The following is a 22,677-nucleotide window of genomic DNA, read 5'->3' as shown; positions in this document are numbered from 1 at the left end:
CGCGGCGGTCGCGGGGCTGCTCGCGCCGGACGGCCGCGCGGCCCGGCGCAGGCTCAGAGCGCGTCGGGGCCGCGTTCGCCCGTCCGGACGCGTACGACCGTCTCGACCGGCACGGCCCACACCTTGCCGTCGCCGATCTTCCCGGTGCGTGCCGCGCGGACCACGGCGTCGACGACCGCTTCGGCGTCGGCGTCCTCGACGACCACCTCGATGCGGGCCTTCGGCACGAGGTCGACGCGGTACTCGGCGCCCCGGTACACCTCCGTGTGGCCGCGCTGACGGCCGTAGCCGCTCGCCTCGGTCACCGTCAGGCCCTGCACGCCCAGTTCCTGGAGCGCGGTCTTGACCTCGTCGAGGCGGTACGGCTTGACGATCGCGGTGATGAGCTTCATGCCTGGTGGCCGGCCTTCCGGGCGAAGGAGGTGACGGGGGACGCGCCGACGGGGGCGCCGTGCCCGAGGACCCCGTGATCGTAGGCCGTCTCGGCGTGCACCGTGAGGTCGAGACCGGTGTGCTCCTGCTCCTCGCTCGCCCGCAGTCCCATCACCTTGTCGAGCAGCTTGCCCAGGCCGTACGTCATCACGAAGGCGTACGCCGCGACGGCCGCCACCGCGAGCGCCTGCCTGCCCAGCGGGGCGAGCCCGCCGCCGTAGAGGAGGCCGTCCGTGCCGCCGGTCATCGCCTTGCACGCGAACAGGCCGATGAGCAGGGTGCCGACGATGCCGCCGACCAGGTGGACGCCGACGACGTCCAGGGAGTCGTCGTAGTTCAGCCTGAACTTCCAGCTCACCGCGTACGAGCACAGGCAGCCCGCGGCGAGGCCGACGGCCAGGGCGCCGAGCAGCGAGACCGTGCCGCAGGACGGGGTGATCGCGACCAGGCCGGCGACCGCGCCCGAGGCGGCGCCCAGGGTGGTGGGGTGCCCGTCGCGCCTGTTCTCCACGAGTAGCCAGCCGAGCAGGCCGGTGCAGCCCGCGGCGAGGGTGTTGAGGAAGACGGCCGCCGCCAGGCCGTTCGCGCCCATCGCCGAACCCGCGTTGAACCCGAACCAGCCGAACCAGAGCAGTCCGGCGCCGAGCATCACCATGGGCAGGTTGTGCGGGCGCATCGCGTCCTTCTTGAAGCCGAGGCGCGGGCCGAGGACCAGGCAGAGCGCGAGGCCGGAGGCGCCGGAGGTGATCTCGACGGGGAGGCCGCCCGCGAAGTCGAGCGCGCCGAGGCCCTGCCCGATCCAGCCGCCCGGGCCCCACACCCAGTGCGTGACGGGTGTGTACACGAGCAGCGTCCACACCGGGACCAGGACCAGCCAGGCGCCGAACTTCGCACGGTCGGCGACCGCACCGCTGATCAGCGCGGCCGTGATGATCGCGAAGGTGAGCTGGAAGGCGGCGAAGAGGAGGGTGGGGACGGTGCCGTGGACGTCGGCCGGGCCGATGCCCGCGAGGCCGGCCTCGCGCAGGCCGCCGATCAGGCCGCCGGCCGTATCGCCGCCGAAGACCAGGGAGTAGCCGCACAGCAGCCAGACCACGGTCACCAGGGCGATCGACACGAAACTCATCATCAGCATGTTGAGCACGCTCTTGGTGCGCACCATGCCGCCGTAGAAGAGGGCGAGGCCCGGGGTCATCAGGAGGACCAGGGCGGTGGCGGCGAGCAGCCAGGCGGTGTCGCCGGTGTCGGCAGGGGACGCGGCCAGGGTCACGGTGTCTCCAACGGTACGAGGGCTCGACCGAGGGTCACCGGTGCGCGTTTCCGGTCGCGTACGGGTGTGTTTCCGTGACGTTTCGTGTTGCGCGGGGGTTTCCGCCGCCTCACGGCGGGGGTGGACCGGGGCGGCGGCGCGGCGGGGTGAGGGCGGCCCGGGGCCGGGCGTGCGGCGGGGCGTCGTGGATCAGGGACAATGGGCGCCATGAGCGTTCGTACCCAGTCATCCGAGCAGTCCGCCGAGGCTGCCCACCGAGCCGGCTTCGCCTGTTTCGTGGGCCGCCCCAACGCGGGCAAGTCCACCCTCACGAACGCTCTGGTCGGGCAGAAGGTGGCGATCACCTCGAACCGGCCGCAGACGACCCGGCACACCGTGCGGGGCATCGTGCACCGGCCGGACGCGCAGTTGATCCTGGTGGACACGCCGGGGCTGCACAAGCCGCGGACGCTGCTGGGCGAGCGGCTGAACGACGTGGTGCGGGCGACGTGGGCCGAGGTCGACGTGATCGGTTTCTGCCTGCCGGCCGACCAGAAGATCGGGCCCGGCGACCGGTTCATCGCCAAGGAGCTGGCGGGGATCAAGAGGACGCCGAAGGTCGCGATCGTCACGAAGACGGACCTCGTGGACTCCAAGGCGCTCGCCGAGCAGCTGATCGCGATCGACCAGCTCGGCAAGGAGCTGGGGATCGAGTGGGCCGAGATCGTGCCGGTGTCGGCGACGGGCGGCCAGCAGGTGGAGCTGCTCGCCGATCTGCTGATCCCGCTGCTGCCGGAGGGACCCGCGCTCTACCCCGAGGGCGACCTGACCGACGAGCCCGAGCAGGTCATGGTGGCCGAGCTGATCCGGGAGGCTGCGCTGGAGGGGGTGCGGGACGAGCTGCCGCACTCCATCGCCGTGGTCGTCGAGGAGATGCTGCCGCGCGAGGACCGGCCGGCGGACAAGCCGCTGCTGGACATCCACGCGAACGTCTTCATCGAACGGCCCAGCCAGAAGGGGATCATCATCGGGCCGAAGGGGAAGCGGCTGAAGGACGTCGGGATCAAGTCCCGCAAGCAGATCGAGGCACTGCTGGGAACGCCGGTCTTCCTCGACCTGCACGTGAAGGTGGCCAAGGACTGGCAGCGCGACCCGAAGCAGCTGCGGCGACTGGGGTTCTGAGGGGTCTTCCTACGGGGGTGTGCCCGCGCTCCCGCCCGGGTCACGTGAACGGGCCGGCCGTCCCCCGCAGGGGAGCGGCCGGCCCGTCGGCCGTCCGGGGGTGGGGTCAGCGCAGCGCCCGCAGGGCCTTTTCCGCTCCCTTCGCGCCCAGTTTCACGAAGACCGGGGCCGTGCCCAGGGGGGTGGCGTAGGACGTCAGGGTCCGGTCGCCGTGGACGGTCCTGGCGTGGGCCACGTCGTACCAGGTGCCCGGGGGCAGGTGGACCGTGCGGGTGGGGGCGTCGGTGAGCTGGGGGGCCGCCAGGACCGCCGGGCCCAGCATCCACTCGTCGGTGATCGTGTAGGCGGCCTTGTCCTTCGGGAAGTCGAAGAACAGGGGGCGCATGATCGGGTCGCCGGTGCGCAGGGTCGCCTGGACCTGGTCCCAGATGTAAGGGGCGAGGCGGCCGTGGCGGGCGATCGCGGCGCGGTAGAGGTCGATGGTCTCCTGGTCGTAGACCACCTTCTTGCCGGTGGTGGGGTCGTTGGTGTCGACGGGTGACGTCGAGGCGTACATCAGGGGCATCAGGGACGCCGACTGGGCCCAGCGGACCAGGACCTGCTTGCTGGGGGCCGGCTGGCCGAGGGAGCCGCCGATCATGTCGGTGGTGACGAAGGGGTAGCCGATGGTGGAGATGGCGAGGTTCTGGGAGACGGAGGCCCGCAGGGAGTTCCAGCCGGTGCCCTTGTCCTCCTGCCGGGTGACGAACCCGGCCTGGTGGGCGGTGCTGTCCCAGTGGACGCGGATGCCGACGCCCTGGAGGTCGTACTCGTCGGCGAGCTGGGCGCCGAGCCGCTGGTAGTCGGTGGGCTTGTAGCCCTCGTGCGGGGCGCACTTCTCGTCGATGAAGCGGGTGTCGAACTTCAGGCCGTCGATGCCGTAGGTGCTCATGAGGGACTTCAGACGGCCCTCGTACCAGGCCTTGGCGTCCGGGTTGGCGAGGTCGACGATGCCCGCGGTGCCGTTCCACCAGGTGACCGTGCAGGGCTTGGCGGTGTCGGCGGCGGACTTGAGCAGGTAGCCGTGGTCGGCGGCGTACTGGTACTGGTCGGAGTCGAGGTTGATCCAGAGGGTGACCCAGAGACCGAAGTCGAAGCCGAGGTCGTGGATCTTCTTCGACATGGCCTTGGGGTCCGGGTAGGCCTTCGCGTCGAAGGTCATGTTCCCGTAGTTGGACTCCCACTTGTCGTCGAGCTGGAGCGTGTGGCCCCTGACGCCGTTGTCGTGCAGGTCCTGGGCGTAGTCGAGGAGTTTCGGCTGGTCCACGTGGGTGTAGAACTGCGCCCAGGAGTTCCAGACGGGCTCGGCGTACTGCCGGTAGGTGGCGTCGCTCTTCGCCGGCTTGCCGACGATGCCGATGTAGTCGCGGTAGACGTCCAGCGGCGTCGACTCGACGAAGACGGTCGCCTTGTAGGGGTCGGCGGACTCGACGTCGAAGCGGCCGAGGCCGTCCTTGTTCTGGTTGATGGCCACGTCCATGACGTGGCCGGTGTCCACGCGCAGACCGGTCGCGCGCGAGGTGTACCAGAAGGGGTCGACCATGTAGTACGACGCCGGGCCGAAGGCCGAGTGGACCACCTGGCCGCTGTCGAGGGGCCAGGGCTGGTCGGTGCCGGGGCCGCCCGCGGGGGTCTGGGCCTCGCCGTGGCCGTACCAGTGGCCGGCGGAGGAGAGGCCGTAGGCGATGCCGAGGCGGTCGGGGGCGGCCTGGCCGGTGACCTGCCAGTCGAGCTGGTAGCGGTCGGCGGCCGGCGTGAGGCGGGCCCGGACGGTGGCGCCGGGTGCCGTCGTCGCCGCGGTGAGGGTGAGGGTGCCGCCCCGCCAGGACCAGTCGGTCACGCGGGTGGCGTGCTGCCAGGTCCCGCCGGTGCGGAAGCGCAGGGCGCCCGTGTCGGCGGGGGCCGAGGCCAGGACGGTGGTGCCGGAGCGGCGGGTGGTGAAGGAGAGTTGAGCGGTCGTCACCTGGAGGCGGTAGCCGGGGGACGTACGGCTCGGCGGGACGGTCAGGGTCACCTCGTCCGGGGAGGAGGTGAGCCGGGGCGCGTGGGGGGCGGGAGCGGGGGCGGCCTGGGCCTGATCCTGCGCGGTCAGTCCGACGGGGAGGGCGAGGGCCAGGGCGAGGGCGGCTAGGAGCACTCTGGGTCTGCGGGAGGGTCTGCGCACGACGCTTGTCCTTCGACGGAGGGTCAGGCGGGAGCCATGGGTCAGGAAGTGCGATGCCCGTGCAAAATCATGCTTGATCCTGCGGATAATTGAGCAGCAAACGTCATCTGTCTGTCAATGGCGTGTCCGGACGCCCCGATCGGGGGTGGCCCGGGGCCGGGATTGTCCCGGGGGCCGGGAGTGTCCCGCGGCAGGGTGTCGTCCGTCAGGCGGACCTGCCGAAGCCGATGGTGGGTACGGCCCTGCGCCTGGGCCACGGCTCGACGCACGCCTCCGGGACCAGCCGCTCCAGGAAGGCGTACCGCCGCAGGGCCGCCGGGTCCTGGCCGGCCACCGACTGGACCCGGCGCCACCACGCGGCGATCTCCGACCAGCCCGGTGCCGACAGGGAGCCGCCGAACTCCTGCACCGAGAGCGCGGCGGTGAGGCCGGCGAAGGCGAGCCGGTCGGCCAGCGGCCACCCGGCCAGGCTGCCGGTGACGAACCCGGCCACGAACACGTCGCCCGCGCCCGTCGGGTCCAGGGCCTCGACCGCGATGGCCGGCACCTCGGCACTCTCCCCCGTGCGCCGGTCGACCGCGTAGGCGCCCTCCGCGCCGAGGGTGACCACCGCGACCGGCACGAACTCGGTCAGCGCGTGCGCCGCGGTGCGCGGGCAGTCGGTGCGCGTGTAGCGCATCGCCTCCTCGGCGTTGGGCAGGAACGCCTCGCAGTGCTCCAGGTCGGCGAGTCCCGCCAGGTCCCAGGCGCCGGTGTCGTCCCAGCCGACGTCCCCGAAGACGCGGGTCCCCGTGCGGGCGGCCTCCGCGATCCAGGGTGCCCGCCTGCCGGGGGTCAGGGAGGCGACGGCGGCCCGCGCGGGCGGCAGGCAGACGGGGCCGCCCTCCTGGAGCAGCACGTCTTCCGGCGGCGGCTCGTGGCCGTGCGAGACCATCGTGCGCTCGCCCTCGTACGCCATGGAGACGGTGACCGGGGAGTGCCAGCCGGGGACCGTGCGGGACGGCGAGAGGTCGATGCCCTCACCCTGTTCCAGGGCGTCCCAGCAGTACTCCCCGTAGTGGTCGTCGCCGAAGGCCGCCGCGAGGGAGGTGCGCAGGCCGAGGCGGGCGAGGGCGGTCGCCATGTTGGCCACACCGCCGGGGCTCGACCCCATCCCGCGCGCCCAGGACTCCGTGCCGCGCACCGGGGCGGAGCCGAGGCCGGTGAAGATGATGTCGAGGAAGTCCGTTCCCGTGAGGTAGACGTCCCAGGGCGGGTCGTGCACGGTGCGCAGGGCGGCCAGCGGGTCGACCTGCGGGGCGGCGTGGGCGTGCGGCGCCCCGACGACGTACTCCCGGTCGCGGGGGTACTCGCGGTCCTCAGGGGACTCCTGCTGCCCCCTTGGGCGCTCCTGCCCCCTCGGGCGCTCGTGCTCCCTCGGGTACTCCTGCCCCTTCGGATACTCCGGTCCTTCTCCGGCGGGCGTGCTGGACGCGGTCACGGTGCGCTCCCCTGGCATGGTGCGGATCAGGCCAGTGTGCACCACTTCGCCCACCCGGCGGGGCGGTCGCGCCGGGTGGGGCGGCACCTCGGGAAGTCCGCGCCCCTCACCAGCGGGGCACCGCCGGGGTCGTCCACTGCGGGTCCGTGATCCGCATGGCCGCCGCGTCGTCACGGTCCCGCAGGGAGCCGTCGTCCGCCAGCCACCGCCGGTGCAGGAACGCCAGCTTCTCCCGGTCGAGTTCGACACCGAGTCCGGGCCCCTCCGGTACGGCGACGCGGCCGCCGGTGAAGGTGAGCCGCTCGGTGAGGACGTCCTCCGCCTGCCAGGGATAGTGGGTGTCGCAGGCGTGATGGAGGTCCGGGACCGTCGCGGCGACGTGGGTCATCGCGGCGAGGCTGATGCCCAGGTGGGTGTTGGAGTGCATGGACACTCCCACCCCGAAGGCGCGGCAGACGGCGGCGAGTTGCCCGGTGTTGCGCAGTCCGCCCCAGTAGTGGTGGTCGCAGAGCACGACCTGCACGGCGTCCTTCGTGAACGCCTCCCGTATCTCGGCGAACGTCGTCACGCACATGTTGGTGGCCAGCGGCACCCCCGTCCGCCGGGCGACCTCGGCCATGGCGGGCGTGCCGAGCGCGGGGTCCTCCAGGTACTCCAGGACGTCCCCCAGCTCCTGCGCCACCCTCAGCGAGGTGGCGACGGACCAGGCGCCGTTGGGGTCGAGCCGCAGCGGGCGGCCGGGGAACGCCCCGGCCAGCGCGCGCACGGCGGCGATCTCCTCGTCCGGCGGGAACACGCCGCCCTTCAGCTTGAAGGACGTGAACCCGTACCGCTCCTCGAACCGCCGGGCCTGCGCGACGACTTGGGCCGGTTCGACGGCGGCGCCCCAGTCGTCCTGCTCGCAGGGCACGCCCGCCGGATGCGCGGCCCACCTGTAGAACAGGTACGCGCTGTACTCGACGCTGTCGCGCACCTTGCCGCCGAGCAGTGCGTGCACGGGCAGCCCGAGCGCCTTGCCGAGCGCGTCCAGGCAGGCGACCTCGAACCCGGAGACGACGGACAGGCGCAGTTTGCCGGCGGTCTGCACGCCGCGCAGGCCACCGACGTCCACGGCGTCCTCGACGCGGGAGGCGTCGACAGCGACCTCGTCCGCGAGCGTGAACAGGCCGTTGAGGTCACTGAGCTGACGCCCCTTCAGGCGCTCGGCGAACGGCCTGGCCAGCTCCAGGTACTTGGTGTCGCCGTACGTCTCGCCCACCCCTGTCGTCCCGTCGGCCGTGACGACCTCCACGACCAGCCGGGGCGTGTACGGCTGGTGCACGCCCTGGGTGTTCAGCAGGGGCGGGTCGGCGACCAGGATCGGCGTCAGGCGCACCTCGGTGATGGTGAGGTCGAGCAGGGTCCTCCGGCCGGCGACACTCACGCTCTCGTCTCCCTCTGTAGATGCCATCCACGTATGGAGATGGAGATTAGATAGCCGAACGGGAGGCGTCAATGGCTGGGCATCCGCCCACCGCCCCTCCCCTCCCCTCCCCCGGCCCGGTCTACGATCGGCGCATGTCGGAGACCGGGGGCGCCGCGGGCGGCGTACGCGAGGTGAAGTCGGCGGCGCGGACGGTCGAACTGCTCGAACTGCTCGCCGCGCGCGGGGGCCGCCCCGCCCGCTTGCAGGAGCTGGCCGACGCGCTGGGCGCGCCGCGCAGCTCCATGTACGCCCTGCTCCAGACCCTCGTCTCCCGCCGCTGGGTGCGCACGGACGTCACCGGCTCGCTCTACGGCATCGGCATCCACGCCCTGCTCACCGGCACGGGTTACCTGGACTCCGACCCCCGGGTCGGGCTGGTGAGGCCGTACCTGGACGAGGCGTCCGAGGCGCTGGGCGAGACGATCCACCTGGGGCGGCTGGACGGGCGGGACGTGGCGTACCTGGCGACGCGGGAGTCGCACGAGTACCTGAGGACGATCAGCAGGGTGGGGCGGCGGCTGCCCGCGCACGCGGGCGCGCTCGGCAAGGCGCTGCTCGCCGAGCGCGCCGACGCCGACCTTCCCGACGGCCCGTACGAGGCGCTGACCGCGCACACCCGCACGGACCGGGACGCCCTGGCGGCCGATCTGGCGCGGGTGCGGGAACGCGGCTACTCGGTCGACCGGGAGGAGAGCGTCCCCGGCATCGCCGGCTTCGGCTTCGCCCTGCGCTACGACACTCCGGCGCTGGACGCGATCAGCTGCTCGGTGCCGGTGGCCCGGCTCACCCCGGCCCACGAGGAGCGGATCGTCACGGTGATGCGCGGGATCAGGGCCGGGATCGAGGCCGCCGCTCCCGGCGCGGGCGGCGCGCCGCACTGGCGCTGAGCACTCCGCCCTGGGGCCTACGGGCCCATGGCCCCCGGGCCCGCGGGCCCGGGGTTCCGCGGAAGGAGCCTCCGGTCCCGCGGAAGGAGGGGCCTACGGGAACTCGTACGCCTCCACCTCGGCGAGGTAGCGACGGCGCCGCTCCTCGTCGTCCTCCAGGAAGGAGGCGAGGAAGGAGTTGCGGGCCAGTTCGCGCAGCCGGTCCTCGCTCAGGGCGAGGGCGCGGTGGACCGCGTCGAAGTTGTCGCCGGCGTAGCCGCCGAAGTAGGCCGGGTCGTCGGAGTTGACCGTGCACAGCAGGCCCGCCTCCAGCATGGCGGGCAGCGGGTGGCCGGCGAGGGTGTCGACGGTGCGCAGCCGGACGTTGGAGAGCGGGCACAGGGTCAGCGGGATCCGGTCGCGGACCAGGCGGGCGACCAGCGCGGGGTCCTCCATGCAGCGCAGGCCGTGGTCGACGCGCTCCACGCCGAGCACGTCCAGGGCCTCGGTGATGTACTCCGGCGGGCCCTCCTCCCCCGCGTGCGCCACGCGCCGCAGCCCGAGCGCGGCGGCCGTCTCGTACACCTCGCGGAACTTGGCCGGCGGGTGCCCGACCTCGGCCGAGTCGAGTCCGACGCCGGCGATCCGGTCCAGGTACGGCCGGGCGGCCTGAAGGGTCTCCAGGGCCGACTCGGCGGACTCGTCGCGCAGGAAGCACAGGATCAGCCGGGTGGAGACGCCGTGCCTCTCCTCGCTGCGGCCGAGCGAGCGCCACAGTCCCTCGACGACGGTGTCCATGCTGACGCCCCGCGCGAGGTGGGCCTGCGGGTCGAAGAAGATCTCCGCGTGCCGCACGCCCTGCGCGGCGGCCCGCGCGAGGTAGGCGTCGGCGAGGTCCGCGAAGTCCCGCTCGGTGCGCAGGACGGCCATCAGCTCGTAGTACAGGTTCAGGAAGGACTGGAGGTCCTTGAACCGGTAGGCCTCGCGGAGCGCGTCGGTGTCCTCGTACGGGAGTTCCACACCGTTGCGCGCGGCCAGCTCGAAGGCCAGCTCGGGTTCCAGGGTGCCTTCGATATGGAGGTGCAGTTCAGCTTTGGGCAGGGGCATCGAAGAATCCTACGGCTCTTTCACCGGCGTTTCGGGACCGGCACCCGCAGCAGGTCGTGGGCCACGGTCAGTTCGCCCTCGAATCCGGCCGCCCGCGCCTGCCGTTCGAACTCCTCGGGTTCTGTGTAGCGCTGGCTGAAGTGGGTGAGGACGAGGTGCCGTACGCCCGCGTCCCGGGCCACGCGGGCGGCCTGGGCGGCGGTCAGGTGACCGTGCTCGACGGCGAGCGGCTCGTCCTCGTCGAGGAACGTCGACTCGATGACCAGCAGGTCGCAGCCGTCCGCGAGCGCGTGCACGCCCTCGCAGAGCCGGGTGTCCATGACGAACGCGAACCGCTGCCCGCGCCGCACCTCGCTCACCGCCTCCAGCGGCACCCCGCCGAGGGACCCCTCGCGCTGGAGGCGGCCCACGTCCGGGCCGGTGATCCCGTGCGCGGCAAGCCGGTCGGGCAGCATGCGGCGGCCGTCGGGTTCGGTGAGCCGGTAGCCGTAGGACTCGACGGGGTGGGAGAGGCGGCGGGCTTCCAGGGTGTACGCCGGGGTCACGGCGAGGGGGCCGTCGGCGTCGACGGGGGCCTCGGTGAGGGCGACCGTCTCGCGGTAGGCGGTGGCGTACCGCAGGCGGTCGAAGAAATGCTCGCCGGAGCGCGGGTAGTGCGCGGTGATCTCGTGCGGGACCTGGTCGAGGTTGATCCGCTGGATCACTCCGGCAAGGCCCAGGGAGTGGTCGCCGTGGAAATGGGTGACGCAGATCCGGTTCAGGTCGTGCGCGGCGACCCCGGCGCGCAGCATCTGCCGCTGGGTGCCCTCGCCGGGGTCGAACAGGATGCCCTCGCCGTCCCAGCGCAGCAGGTAGCCGTTGTGGTTGCGGTGCCGGGTCGGGACCTGGCTCGCGGTGCCGAGGACGACGAGTTCACGGACGGACACGGGACCCTACCCGGGGGGCCACTGCAGGCCGCGGCCGCCGAGGAGGTGCGCGTGGGCGTGCCAGACGGTCTGGCCCGCGCCGGCGCCCGTGTTGAAGACGGTGCGGTAGCTCTCCAGCTTCTCCTCCTCGGCGACGGCCTGGGTCTCGCGCAGGACGTCGGCGGCGAGCTGGGGGGCGCCCGCGGCGAGGGCGGCGGCGTCCTTGTAGTGCGCCTTGGGGATCACCAGGATGTGGGTGGGCGCCTGGGGGTTGATGTCGCGGAAGGCGACGGTCGTGTCCGTCTCGCGGACGAGCGTCGCGGGGACCTGACCCGCGACGATCTTGCAGAACAGGCAGTCGTCCTGGGGTTCCCCTGCCATGCGCGTGCGCTCCTTCGGGCCGGTGAGCTGGTACGGGGCATCGTAGTCGGTCGGCTGCGGGCCGGTGGGCGGCCGGCCCGCAGCCCCGGTCCTCAGGCGGGAAGGTCCGGCGGCGTCTTGGCGGGTGTCGACTCCAGCGCCTCCAGGGCCAGCCTGATCGCCTCGTCGAGTTGGGGGTCGCGGCCCGCCGCGTGGTCCTGCGGGCGCTGGACGACCTCGACGTCCGGGTCCACGCCGTGGTTCTCCACGTCCCAGCCGTAACCCTCCAGCCAGAACGCGTACTTGGGCTGGGTGATCAGCGTGCCGTCGACCAGGCGGTAGCGGCTGTCGATGCCGATGACGCCGCCCCAGGTGCGGGTGCCGACGACCGGGCCGATGCCCAGCGCCTTGATCGCCGCGTTGACGATGTCGCCGTCCGAGCCGGAGAACTCGTTGGCGACGGCGACGACGGGGCCGCGCGGCGCGTCCCGCGGGTAGCTCTCCGGCCGCATGCCGCGCGGCAGGTCCCAGCCGACGATCCGCCGGGCCAGCTTCTCCACCACGAGCTGGGAGGTGTGGCCGCCGCGGTTCTCCCGCACGTCCACGACCAGGCCCTCGCGGGCCACCTCGACGCGCAGGTCGCGGTGGATCTGGGCCCAGCCGGGCGCCTGCATGTCGGGCACGTGCAGGTAGCCCAGCCTGCCGCCGGACTTCTCGTGCACGTAGGCCCGGCGGTCGGTCACCCAGGCGTGGTAGCGCAGCGGTTCCTCGTCGGCGAGGGGCACCACGACCGCGTGCCGCACGTCCCCGCCGCCGGCGGGCGAGACCGTCAGCTCGACGGGCTTGCCGGCCGTGCCGACCAGCAGCGGGCCGGGGCCGGTCACCGGGTCGACGGGCCGGCCGGCGACCGCGAGGACGGCGTCCCCGGGGCGGAGGGCGACGCCGGGCGCGGCGAGCGGGGAGCGGGCGTGCGGGTCCGAGGTCTCCGAGGGCAGGATGCGGTCGATGCGCCAGCTGCCGTCCTCGTGCCGGGAGAGGTCCGCGCCGAGCAGGCCCTGGCGGGCGCCGTCCCCGAAGGCGCCGAACGGAGTGATGTAGGCGTGCGAGGTGCCGAGTTCGCCGTGCACCTCCCACAGCAGGTCCACGAGGTCGTCGTGGGTGGCGAGGCGGTCCAGGACGGGCCGGTAGCGGTCGAGGACGCCGTCCCAGTCGACGCCGCTCATGTCGGCGCGCCAGAAGTTGTCCCGCATGATGCGGCCGGTCTCCTCGAACATCTGCCGCCACTCGGCGGCCGGGTCGACGTACTGGCGCACCCGGCCGAGGTCGACGGTGATGTTGGAGTCGCTGTCCTCGTCGCCGGAGGCCCGCCGGTCGCTGGGGACCACCCTGAGCTTGCCGTCGGACCACAGCAGGACGCGCTTGCCGTCGCCGCTGACCTCGAAGTGGTCGGCGTCGGCGGCCAGGTGCTCGATGCGCTGCTGGGCGAGGTCGTAGCGTTCCAGCTCGGTCTTCGGGTCGGGGTCCTCGGGGGTGGCGCGGGAGGCGCCGAGGACGCCGGTGACCGGGTGGCGCAGCCACAGCACGCCGTCTCGGGCGGCGCGCAGGTTGGAGTAGCGGGCGGCCTCGACCGGGAAGGGCACGATGCGGTCGGCGAGTCCTTCGAGGTCGATGCGGGTGGCCGGGGCGCCCTCGCTGTCCGGGGTCTCGTCCTTGTCGGCGGCCTCGAAGGGGCGGCCGTGGCGCTGCGGGCCGAACGGGGACGGTGTCGTCGCGGCCAGCGTGATCAGGTGCGGGCGGGAACTCTCCACGAACGCCAGGTCGAAGACGTGCTCGTCGTAGACCGGGTCGAAGGAGCGGTGGGAGAGGAAGGCGAGGTGCTTGCCGTCCAGGGTGAACGCGGGCGCGTAGTCCTGGAAGCGCAGCGGGGTCGCCTCGGTGACCGACAGGTCGGTGGTGTGGGCCAGGCGGAGCTGGCTGAGCGGGCTCGGGCCCGGGTGGGACCAGGCGAGCCAGGCCGAGTCGGGCGAGAACGCGAGACCGGTGACGTCGCCGTTGTCGCTGCGGTCGACCTCGCGGACCTCGCCGCTCTCGCGCTCGACGAGCAGCAGCCGTCCGTCGTGGGCTGCGACGGCGGCACGGCTGCCGTCGGGCGACATGGCCAGTTCCAGGACCCGGCCGAGCTGCCCCGCAGCCAGCCGGCGCGGGGTGGCGCCGGGGGCGAGGCCGGTGGCGGGCGCGAACTCCAGCGCGTCGTCGCCCTCGGCGTCGGTCACCCACACCACCCACTCCTCGCCGTCGGCGCGGAAGGTGCGGGGCAGCCGGGTGCGGACGCCGGGTTCGGCGGCGAGCGCGCGGGCCGGGCCCGAGCGGTGGGTGACCCAGTGGACGGCGCCGCGCACGGCCACGGCGCTGCCGCGGGCGGTGTGGTCGGGGGCGGCGGAGCCGAACCAGCGGCCGGCGTCGACCGGGTACGGCTGGAGGTCCACGCGCGGCCCGCCGAGCCGGATGTCGAGGCGGCGCGGTTCGGCGCCGTCGAGGTCGTCCAGGAGCCAGAGTTCACCGGCGCTCGCGTACACGACCCGGGTGCCGTCGGTGGCGGCGTGCCGGGCGTAGAAGCCTCCCCCGCTCTCGGCTTCGCTCGAGCGGGAGGTGCCCCCATGGGGCGTGTGGCGGCGCAGGTCGGAGCCGTCGGCCTGCGACGAGTACAGCGCGCCGGTGCCCTCGTGGTCGGAGAGGAACGCGATCCTGTCGCCCACCCACAGCGGGTACTCGATGTTGCCGTCCAGGTCGGCGTGGAGCCGGACGAACTCCCCCGTGTCCTCCGGGTCGATCCACAGCTTGCCTGCCGTGCCGCCCCGGTACCGCTTCCACCAGGCGGCCTCGCGGCCCATCGGCGCGGACAGCAGCACGGTGTGCGGCCCGTACGCGATGTCGCCGACCGGGCCGTAGGGCAGGGTGGTGGCCTCGGTGCCGTCGAGCGGGACGGCGCGGGCCCAGCTGCGGCGCAGGCTGGCCTGGCCCTGGGTGCTGATCGCGAGGACCTCGCCGCCGGAGGTCCAGCCCCGCACCTGGGTGCGCCAACTCCCCCAGTGCGTCAGGCGCTTGGCGGGACCGCCGGCGACCGGCGCCGCGTGCACCTCGGGGGCGCCGTCGCGGGTGGAGGTCCAGGCGAGGGTGGTGCCGTCGGGCGAGATGCGCGGGTGGTTCACCGGCACGTTGTCGGCGCTGACCCGCCAGGCCCGGCCGCCGTCCAGCGGCGCGAGCCACACGTCGTCCTCGGCGGTGAAGGCGACCAACTCCCCGTGCAGGTGCGGAAACCGGAGATACGCAGACGGTACGGTCGATGCAGACGATGCGGACTGAGTCACCCGATCACCCTACGCAGCGCCCGCGGTCACGGACAGGGGTCCGGATCACTTCGGGATCACTTCGCGGCCCGCGCGTCGCCTGCCTTTCCGGCGTGTTCGCCCTGCCGCCGCCGTCGGAGCGGGCCGCGTGTCCGGGCCGGTGCGCCGGAGCGCGTGCGGCCACCTGCGCGCCGTGCGCGCCCGCACACCGTCAGGAGCTCAGCAGCAGCCACTCCTGGAGTTCCACGAGGTTGCCCTCGGGGTCCTTCAGGTGGGCGACGCGCATGCGGTCCGTCATCGGAGCCGGGCCGTGCAGCACGGTCGCGCCGCGCTCGGTGATCTGTGCGCAGTAGGCGTCCAGGTCGTCCACGCGCAGCACCACCAGCGAGCGGTGCCCGGTGACGGTTTCGCCCAGCTCGCCCAGCACCCCGGCCATCATCGCCCGGTCCTGGAGGGCGATGCCCGCGGAGCCGGTGGCGGGGCTGAACTTCTCGTACGGTCCCCGCACCGCACCGGACTGCGGCTTGAGGCCGAGCACGTCGGCGTAGAAGCGGTAGGAGGCGGCGAAGTCGGTGACGAGGAGCCGTACTTGGGCGAGTTCCACGGTGTTTGCCCCTGGCGCGGTCAGGACCAGCGGCCGGTGCGGCCCAGGAGCAGGGCCGCGGCCGCGGTGCCGGCGGTCGATGTACGCAACACAGTAGGACCCAGTACGTAGGGCTTGGCGCCGGCCTCGGCGAACAGCGCCAACTCCTCGGGACAGACGCCGCCTTCGGGGCCCACGACCAGCACGATCTCGCCGCGGTCGGGGAGTTGGGCGGTGGCCAGCCGCTCCTCGCCGCTCTCGTGGAGCACGGCGGCGAAGTCCGCCGCCGCGAGGAGCGCGGCGACCTGCTTGGTCGTCGCGGCGTCCCCGACCTCGGGGAAGCGGACCCGGCGGGACTGCTTGCCGGCCTCGCGGGCGGTGGCCCGCCATTTGCCGAGCGCCTTGAGCCCCCGCTCGCCCTTCCACTGGGTGATGCAGCGGGAGGCGGCCCAGGGCACGATCGCGTCGACGCCGACCTCCGTCATGGTCTCCACGGCCAGCTCGCCGCGGTCGCCTTTGGGGAGGGCTTGGACGACGGTGATACGGGGCGACCGCGGGGGTTCCTCGGTCACCTCGTCCAGGCGCACGACGAGCCGGTCCTTGCCCTCGGCGGCGGTCACCTCTCCCTCGGCCCACCGCCCGGCGCCGTCCGTGAGCACGACCCGCTCACCGGGCTGGAGCCGCTTCACCGAGACGGCGTGCCGTCCCTCGGGGCCGTCCAGCACGCACTGCCCCTGCCCGTCGTCCAGTCGGTCGACCACGAACACCGGCGCCGTCATCGCGGGTCGCCTCCGGTCGAGGGGTACGCCGACAACGCTGTCCTGGCGGCATCCAGTTCGGCCGCCAGTACCGCCACCAGCTCCCCGGCGGGCAGCGCGCGGGCCATGCGGTGGCCCTGGCCCGCCCACAGCGCCATGCCCTGCGGGTCGCCCGCCTTCGCGGCGGCCTTGCGCAGCGGCGAGGTGAGGTGGTGGACCTCCGGGTAGGCGGCGGGCGCGTACGGGCCGTGTTCGCGCACGAAACGGTTGACCAGTCCGCGGGCGGGCCGCCCGGAGAAGGCACGGGTCAGTTCCGTGTGCGGGAACAGCGGGTCGGTCAGGGCCTGCTTGTGCAGGGCGTTCGCCCCGGACTCGGGGGTGGCGAGGAACGCCGTGCCCAGTTGGGCGGCGCTCGCGCCGGCCGCGAGGACGGCGGCGATCTGGCTGCCGCGCATGATGCCTCCGGCGGCGATGATCGGCAGGTCCACGGCCTCGCGGAGCTGCGCGACCAGGGAGAGGACGCCGATGCCGGCGCCGTCGTTCTCCGGCTGGTCGCGGTGGGCGCCCTGGTGGCCGCCCGCCTCCACGCCCTGCGCGATCACGGCGTCCGCGCCCGCCCGTGCCACGGCCAGCGCCTCCTCGACGGTGGTCGCGGTGACCAGGGCGTACGTGCCGACGCGGTGCAGGGAGTCGACGACCTCGCGGGTGGGGACGCCGAAGTGGAAGGAGACCACCGGGACCGGGTCGTCCAGGAGGACGGCGAGTTTGACGTCGTAGCCGTCGTCCCGTCCGCAGTCGGTGTCGCCCAGCTCGGTCTCGTACCAGGTGGCCTCGCCGGCCAGTTGCTGGGCGTAGAGGTCGACGGCGCCGGATTCCGCGAGCTCCGGCTGGGGCATGAAGACGTTCACGCCGAAGGGGCGGCCGGTCAGCCCGCGCACCTGCTTGATCTCCTGGTACATGCCGTCCGCCGTCTTGTACCCGGCGGCCAGGAAGCCCAGCCCGCCGGCCTCGGACACCGCGGCGGCGAGCTGCGGCCCGGAGGGGCCGCCCGCCATCGGGGCCTGCACGATCGGATGGGGAAAGAGATCGGTCAGTGCGGACAATGCGGAGGACATGACCGCATGGTGTCACGTCCTGCGTACGGCTCCGAATCCGGGCGTCCTCCGGCATATGCCGAGGGCAGCCACCGACGTCGGCGGCTGCCCTGGGACGTGCATCGTGGCGACGCCTACCGGCTCAGCGCCCGTTGAAGGCGTCCTTCAACCGCGAGAACAACCCCTGCTGCCCCGGCTGACTGTGCCCGCCCGGGGGACGACCCCCGGACCCCCGGCACCAGGCGCCCGGCTCAACGCCCGTTGAACGCATCCTTCAACCGCGAGAACAACCCCTGCTGCCCCGGCTGGAACTGCCCCTGGGGGCGTTCCTCGCCGCGCAGTTCAGCCAGCTCGCGCAGCAGGCGCTCCTGCTCGGGGTCGAGCTTGGTCGGGGTCTGGACCTCGACGTGGACGATGAGGTCGCCCCGGCCGCCGCCGCGCAGGTGCGTGACGCCTCGGCCGTGCAGCGGGATCGACTGGCCGGACTGCGTGCCGGGCCGGATGTCGACCTCCTCCATGCCGTCCAGGGTCTCCAGCGGCACCTTGGTGCCGAGGGCCGCCGCGGTCATCGGGATGGTGACCGTGCAGTGCAGGTCGTCACCGCGCCGCTGGAAGGTCTGGTGCGGCAGTTCGTGGATCTCGACGTAGAGGTCGCCGGCCGGGCCGCCGCCGGGGCCGACCTCGCCCTCGCCTGCGAGCTGGATCCGCGTGCCGTTGTCCACACCGGCCGGGATCTTCACCGTCAGCGTGCGGCGGGCGCGGATGCGGCCGTCACCGGCGCACTCCGGGCACGGGGTCGGCACGACGGTGCCGAAGCCCTGGCACTGCGGGCAGGGGCGGGAGGTCATGACCTGGCCCAGGAAGGACCGGGTGACCTGCGAGACCTCACCGCGGCCGCGGCACATGTCACAGGTCTGCGCGGTGGTGCCGGGCGCGGCGCCCTCGCCGTTGCAGGTGGTGCAGACGACGGCCGTGTCGACCTGGATGTCCTTCGTCGTGCCGAAGGCAGCCTCGTCCAGCTCCACCTCCAGCCGGATCATCGCGTCCTGGCCCCGGCGGGTGCGCGAGCGCGGCCCGCGCTGCGACGCCGTGCCGAAGAACGCGTCCATGATGTCGGAGAAGTTGCCGAAGGAACCGGCCCCGAAGCCGCCGGCGCCGGCTCCGCCGGACTGCGAGAGCGGGTCGCCGCCGAGGTCGTAGACCTGCTTCTTCTGCGGGTCCGACAGCACCTCGTAGGCGGCGTTGATCTCCTTGAACCGCTCCTGGGTCTTCGGATCCGGGTTGACGTCCGGGTGCAGCTCGCGCGCGAGCCGACGGAACGCCTTCTTGATCTCATCCTGCGACGCGTCGCGGCGCACGCCGAGAACGGCGTAGTAGTCCGTGGCCACTTACGACTCCGCCAGGATCTGTCCGACGTACCGTGCCACTGCGCGTACCGCTCCCATCGTTCCCGGGTAGTCCATGCGGGTCGGTCCGACCACGCCGAGCTTGGCGACTGCCTCGCCGCCCGAACCGTAGCCCACCGACACGATGGACGTGGAGTTGAGTCCTTCGTGTGCGTTCTCGTGACCGATGCGCACGGTCATGCCCGGATCCTGTGTCTCACCGAGCAGCTTGAGCAGGACGACCTGCTCCTCCAGCGCCTCCAGGACGGGCCGGATGGTCAGGGGGAAGTCGTGTCCGAAGCGGGTGAGGTTGGCGGTGCCGCCGATCATCAGCCGCTCCTCGTTCTCCTCGACGAGGGTCTCCAGGAGGGCGGAGAGCACGGTGGCGACCGCCCCCCGGTCCTCCAGGTCGAAGCCGTCGGGGAGGTCCTCCACCAGCTGCGGCACGTCCGCGAAGCGGCGGCCCGCGACCCGGCTGTTCAGCCGCGCGCGCAGATCCGCCAGGGACGTCTCGCCGAAGGGCGCCGGACAGTCGATCATCCGCTGCTCGACCCGTCCGGTGTCCGTGATCAGCACGAGCATCACACGCGCGGGGGCGAGCGAGAGCAGTTCCACGTGCCGGACGGTCGAACGGGTCAGCGAGGGGTACTGCACCACGGCGACCTGCCGGGTCAGCTGCGCCAGCAGCCGCACCGTGCGGGCCACCACGTCGTCGAGGTCGACCGCGCCGTCGAGGAAGTTCTGGATGGCGCGCCGCTCGGGCGCGGTCATCGGCTTGACCCCGGCGAGCTTGTCGACGAAGAGGCGGTACCCCTTGTCGGTGGGGATGCGGCCGGCGCTGGTGTGCGGCTGGGCGATGAAGCCCTCGTCCTCCAGGGCCGCCATGTCGTTGCGGACGGTGGCCGGTGAGACGCCGAGGTTGTGCCGCTCGGTGAGGGCCTTGGAGCCCACCGGCTCCTCGGTGCCGACGTAGTCCTGGACGATGGCGCGCAGCACCTGCAGCCTTCGCTCACTGAGCATCGCGCGCACCTCCAGAGTCGTCCCTCGGTTCCCACCTGGCACTCGGCGCATACGAGTGCCAGCATCCCCCGGCCCAGTGTACGGCCGCCGGGTACGCCGGGGGCAAGACCGGTCCGCGCAAGGACGGGCCTGCCTTAGCGTCGCGGTATGACCATGACTTGGGAAGAGCTGGGCTGGGAGCGGCTGGCGGGCGGGGTCGGCCGGCTGCGGCTGCCGGTGTGGGACTGCACCGCCGGACTGGTCCTCGGGGACGGTGCGGCGCTGTGGGTGGACACGGGGTCGTCCCTCGCGGAGGGCGCGTGGCTGCGGGCGCGGGCGCGGGAGCTGACCGGCGGCGGTGTGACTCTTCTCGCGCTCACGCACCTCCACTTCGACCACGTCTTCGGGGCGGCGGCCTTCGAGGCGGCCGAGGTCTTCGCCGCAGAGGGGGCGGGCGCGCTGCTCGGCGACGAGCGCGAGCGCGCGGAGCTGCGCGCGGACGGGGTCCGCCAGGGGCTGGACGCGCGGGCGGCCGAGGAGGCCGCCGATGCCCTGGTGCGCCCCGGCCGCGAGGTCCGCGACCGGCTGACCGTCCCGCTGGGCGGCGGCCGGGAGGTGCTGCTGGCGAACGTGGGGCCCGGGCACACCGCGCACGACCTCGCCGTGGTGGTGCCGGGCGAGCGGCCGGCGGACCGGACGGTGGTCTTCTGCGGTGACCTCGTCGAGGAGTCCGATGAGCCGCAGGCGGGCCCCGACGCCGTACCGGAGCGGTGGCCGGACGCGCTGGACCGCCTGCTGGAGGTGGGCGGCGAGGACGCGCTGTACGTCCCCGGGCACGGCGCGGTGGTCGACGCGGCCTTCGTCCGGTCCCAGCGGGACGCGCTGGCGGCGCGCTTCGGCGTGTCGCGCTGATCACCGCCGGAGATCTCCATATCGTCACTCGAATGCGCCAGTACTCCGCCGATCTGACCCCTCCCTGGAAGAAGAAGCCGCCGCCGGTGCCGGAGGTGGCGGCCGAGCCCGGGCTGGTCGTCGAGGAACCGGCAACCGGTTTCTGCGGCGCGGTGATCCGCTGCGAGGCGGGCACGGTGACCCTGGAGGACCGTTTCGGCAAGCACCGGGTGTTCCCGCTCCAGCCCCGGGGGTTCCTGCTGGAGGGGCGGCCGGTGACGCTGGTGCGGCCCGCCGCCGGTCCGGTACGCCCCACCCGTACGGCCTCCGGTTCGGTCGCCGTCGCCGGTGCACGCGCGCGCGTGGCCCGCGCCGGGCGCATCTACGTGGAGGGCCGGCACGACGCCGAGCTGGTCGAGAAGGTGTGGGGCGACGACCTGCGCATCGAGGGGGTCGTCGTCGAGTACCTGGAGGGCGTCGACGACCTGCCGGCGATCGTCGCCGAGTTCGCGCCCGGCCCGGACGCCCGCCTCGGCGTCCTCGTGGACCACCTCGTGCCAGGCAGCAAGGAGTGGCGCATCGCCGAGGCGGTGACCGGCGAGCACGCCCTGGTCGTCGGCCATCCGTACATCGACGTCTGGGAGGCCGTGAAGCCGTCCTCCCTCGGTATCGAGGCCTGGCCCCGGATCCCGCGCGGCCAGGACTGGAAGACGGGCGTCTGCCGCGCGCTGGGCTGGCCGGACAACACGGGCGCCGCCTGGCAGGGGATCCTCGCGCGGGTGCGGTCGTACAAGGACCTGGAGCCGGAGCTGCTGGGATGTGTGGAACGTCTCATCGACCATGTGACCGTGCCCTGAGCCGGTCAAGGTCGTTGAACGCGTCCAGCCCGGTGGACTGTCCCCGCCGACGCGGGGATGTCTCGTCGATGAGCCGGTCGACCCGGCCGAGCAGATCGTGGTCCCCGCAAAGGCGGGGAGGGGTTTTCAGTCCACCAGGTCCCGCACCACCGCGTCCGCCAGGAGCCGCCCGCGCAGGGTGAGGACGGCGCGTCCGGTCTCGTACGGCGCCTGCTCCAGGAGACCGTCGGACAGCGCGCGCCGGGAGGCGGCCAGGCCCTCCGGGCGCAGGAGGGAGAGCGGCACACCCTCCTTGAGTCGCAGCTCCAGCAGGATGCGCTCCACCCGGCGGTCCTCGTCCGTGAGGAGTTCGCGCCCGGCGCCCGGGGAGCGGCCCTCGGCCAGCGCGGCGGCGTATGCGCCGGGGTGCTTCACGTTCCACCAGCGCACGCCGCCCACGTGGCTGTGCGCGCCGGGGCCCGCTCCCCACCAGTCCGCGCCGCGCCAGTACAGCTCGTTGTGCAGGCAGCGGCCCGCCTCGGAGGTGGCCCAGTTGGACACCTCGTACCAGTCGAGGCCCGCCGCGGACAGCATCTCGTCGGCGATCAGGTAGCGGTCGGCGTGCACGTCGTCGTCGGTCATGGGGATCTCGCCGCGGCGGATCCGGCGGGCCAGCCCGGTGCCCTCCTCGACGATGAGGGCGTACGCGGAGACGTGGTCGGGGCCGGCGCCGAGGGCCGCGTCGAGGGAGGCCCGCCAGTCGTCGTCGGACTCGCCGGGGGTGCCGTAGATCAGGTCCAGGTTGACGTGCTCGAAACCAGCCTCGCGGGCCTCTGCGACACAGGCCTCGGGGCGACCGGGGGTGTGGGTGCGGTCGAGGATCTTCAGCACGTGCTGCTTCGCGCTCTGCATGCCGAAGGAGATCCGGTTGAAACCGCCCTCGCGCAGCGCCGCCAGGTACGCCGGGTCGACCGACTCGGGGTTGGCCTCGGTGGTGACCTCCGCGTCGGGCGCCAGACCGAACTCGTCGCGGATCGCCGCCAGCATCCGTACCAGGTCACCTGCGGCGAGCAGCGTGGGCGTGCCGCCGCCGACGAAGACCGTGCGGACCTGGCGCGGGTCGTCGCCGAGCACCTTGCGCGCGAGGCGGACCTCGTCGACCAGGGTCGCCGCGTAGTTGTCGCGGGAGGCGAGCACGCCGCCGCTGCCGCGCAGTTCGGTGGCGGTGTAGGTGTTGAAGTCGCAGTAGCCGCAGCGGGTGGCGCAGTAGGGCACGTGCAGGTAGAACCCGAGCGGCCGGCCGGCGGCCCCGGCGAGCGCGGAAGCGGGCAGCGCGCCGTCGGCGGGGACGGGCTCGCCGTCGGGGAGTGCGGAAGGCATGCCTTCCATTGTCCAGCACGCCGCGACAGTGCGGGGACGCGTGGGGCGGCGGGGCGGGCCGGGGCGCGGTCGGGGCGCGGTCGGGGTGCGGTCGGGGTGCAATCGGGTCACGGGTGGCCCGGGCCACCGGGCCGGGGCCCACGCCCCTGGCCGGA

The 22,677-nt window shown here is 73.3% G+C and carries 19 protein-coding genes; 4 read left to right on the top strand and 15 right to left on the bottom strand.

Annotated elements, in window-relative coordinates:
* Positions 1–53: 53 nt before the first annotated feature.
* Complete coding sequence (locus tag ACFC02_RS09025; protein WP_376354270.1) at positions 54–392, bottom strand: P-II family nitrogen regulator; 339 nt, start codon at positions 390–392, stop codon at positions 54–56.
* Positions 389–1,702, bottom strand: coding sequence for an ammonium transporter (locus ACFC02_RS09020; protein ID WP_376354267.1), 1,314 nt, complete (start codon positions 1,700–1,702; stop codon positions 389–391). Before ACFC02_RS09020 ends, ACFC02_RS09025 begins: the two co-directional genes overlap by 4 nt.
* Positions 1,703–1,909: 207 nt before the next feature.
* Between ACFC02_RS09020 and era the strand changes: the two genes are divergently transcribed.
* Positions 1,910–2,863 (top strand): GTPase Era, encoded by a 954-nt coding sequence (gene era, locus ACFC02_RS09015; protein WP_376354264.1) that lies wholly within the window; start codon positions 1,910–1,912, stop codon positions 2,861–2,863.
* A 106-nt stretch (positions 2,864–2,969) separates the two neighbouring features.
* Here era and ACFC02_RS09010 read toward each other — a convergent pair whose 3' ends face one another.
* The 3 genes from ACFC02_RS09010 to ACFC02_RS09000 all read right to left on the bottom strand — a co-directional run bounded on the left by ACFC02_RS09010 (position 2,970) and on the right by ACFC02_RS09000 (position 7,945).
* Positions 2,970–5,066, bottom strand: a complete 2,097-nt coding sequence (locus ACFC02_RS09010; protein WP_376354262.1) for a glycoside hydrolase family 31 protein — start codon at positions 5,064–5,066, stop codon at positions 2,970–2,972.
* A 205-nt stretch (positions 5,067–5,271) separates the two neighbouring features.
* Complete coding sequence (locus ACFC02_RS09005; protein WP_376354259.1) at positions 5,272–6,546, bottom strand: carbohydrate kinase family protein; 1,275 nt, start codon at positions 6,544–6,546, stop codon at positions 5,272–5,274.
* A 106-nt stretch (positions 6,547–6,652) separates the two neighbouring features.
* Positions 6,653–7,945, bottom strand: a complete 1,293-nt coding sequence (locus tag ACFC02_RS09000) for a glucarate dehydratase family protein (RefSeq protein ID WP_376354359.1) — start codon at positions 7,943–7,945, stop codon at positions 6,653–6,655.
* Between the two features lie 158 nt (positions 7,946–8,103).
* Here ACFC02_RS09000 and ACFC02_RS08995 point away from each other — a divergent pair, with 158 nt between their 5' ends.
* Complete coding sequence (locus ACFC02_RS08995; protein WP_376354256.1) at positions 8,104–8,898, top strand: IclR family transcriptional regulator; 795 nt, start codon at positions 8,104–8,106, stop codon at positions 8,896–8,898.
* A gap of 93 nt (positions 8,899–8,991) precedes the next feature.
* On the opposite strand, the gene ACFC02_RS08990 is transcribed toward ACFC02_RS08995, so the two are convergent.
* From ACFC02_RS08990 to hrcA, 9 genes are all read right to left on the bottom strand, one after another.
* Complete coding sequence (locus ACFC02_RS08990) at positions 8,992–9,984, bottom strand: adenosine deaminase (RefSeq protein ID WP_376354253.1); 993 nt, start codon at positions 9,982–9,984, stop codon at positions 8,992–8,994.
* Positions 9,985–10,004: 20 nt separating this feature from the next.
* Positions 10,005–10,910, bottom strand: coding sequence for a ribonuclease Z (locus ACFC02_RS08985; RefSeq protein ID WP_376354251.1), 906 nt, complete (start codon positions 10,908–10,910; stop codon positions 10,005–10,007).
* A gap of 6 nt (positions 10,911–10,916) precedes the next feature.
* Positions 10,917–11,270, bottom strand: coding sequence for a histidine triad nucleotide-binding protein (locus ACFC02_RS08980; RefSeq protein ID WP_360973439.1), 354 nt, complete (start codon positions 11,268–11,270; stop codon positions 10,917–10,919).
* 92 nt (positions 11,271–11,362) lie between these two features.
* Complete coding sequence (locus tag ACFC02_RS08975; RefSeq protein ID WP_376354247.1) at positions 11,363–14,617, bottom strand: S41 family peptidase; 3,255 nt, start codon at positions 14,615–14,617, stop codon at positions 11,363–11,365.
* A gap of 190 nt (positions 14,618–14,807) precedes the next feature.
* Positions 14,808–15,200, bottom strand: coding sequence for a VOC family protein (locus tag ACFC02_RS08970; RefSeq protein ID WP_376354245.1), 393 nt, complete (start codon positions 15,198–15,200; stop codon positions 14,808–14,810).
* Positions 15,201–15,220: 20 nt separating this feature from the next.
* Positions 15,221–15,958: a 16S rRNA (uracil(1498)-N(3))-methyltransferase gene (locus ACFC02_RS08965; RefSeq protein ID WP_376354242.1), complete on the bottom strand. Its 738-nt coding sequence runs from the start codon at positions 15,956–15,958 to the stop codon at positions 15,221–15,223.
* Positions 15,955–17,052 carry a nitronate monooxygenase gene (locus ACFC02_RS08960; protein ID WP_360973447.1) on the bottom strand — a complete coding sequence of 366 codons (1,098 nt, stop codon included), beginning with the start codon at positions 17,050–17,052 and terminating at the stop codon, positions 15,955–15,957. Before ACFC02_RS08960 ends, ACFC02_RS08965 begins: the two co-directional genes overlap by 4 nt.
* Before the next feature lie 230 nt (positions 17,053–17,282).
* A complete protein-coding gene (dnaJ, locus tag ACFC02_RS08955) occupies positions 17,283–18,419 on the bottom strand; it encodes a molecular chaperone DnaJ (protein WP_376354239.1) in 1,137 nt (378 codons plus the stop codon).
* On the bottom strand, positions 18,420–19,436 hold the full coding sequence (gene hrcA, locus ACFC02_RS08950; protein ID WP_360973451.1) for a heat-inducible transcriptional repressor HrcA: 1,017 nt from the start codon (positions 19,434–19,436) through the stop codon (positions 18,420–18,422).
* Positions 19,437–19,583: 147 nt separating this feature from the next.
* On the opposite strand from hrcA, the gene ACFC02_RS08945 reads away from it, so the two are divergent.
* Together ACFC02_RS08945 and ACFC02_RS08940 are read left to right on the top strand one after the other, a co-directional pair.
* Entirely contained in the window at positions 19,584–20,327 is a 744-nt protein-coding gene (locus tag ACFC02_RS08945; RefSeq protein WP_376354234.1) for an MBL fold metallo-hydrolase, read from the top strand.
* A gap of 32 nt (positions 20,328–20,359) precedes the next feature.
* Positions 20,360–21,163, top strand: coding sequence for a DUF3097 domain-containing protein (locus tag ACFC02_RS08940; RefSeq protein ID WP_376354232.1), 804 nt, complete (start codon positions 20,360–20,362; stop codon positions 21,161–21,163).
* A gap of 126 nt (positions 21,164–21,289) precedes the next feature.
* Here ACFC02_RS08940 and hemW read toward each other — a convergent pair whose 3' ends face one another.
* Positions 21,290–22,522, bottom strand: coding sequence for a radical SAM family heme chaperone HemW (gene hemW / locus ACFC02_RS08935; protein WP_376354230.1), 1,233 nt, complete (start codon positions 22,520–22,522; stop codon positions 21,290–21,292).
* Positions 22,523–22,677 lie beyond the last annotated feature (155 nt).

It is taken from the genome of Streptomyces sp. NPDC056160 (genome assembly GCF_042268205.1).
Taxonomy (GTDB): Bacteria; Actinomycetota; Actinomycetes; order Streptomycetales; family Streptomycetaceae; genus Streptomyces.
Note: the sequence above shows the minus strand (reverse complement) of the source record. Positions and strands in the feature narration are given on the sequence as shown.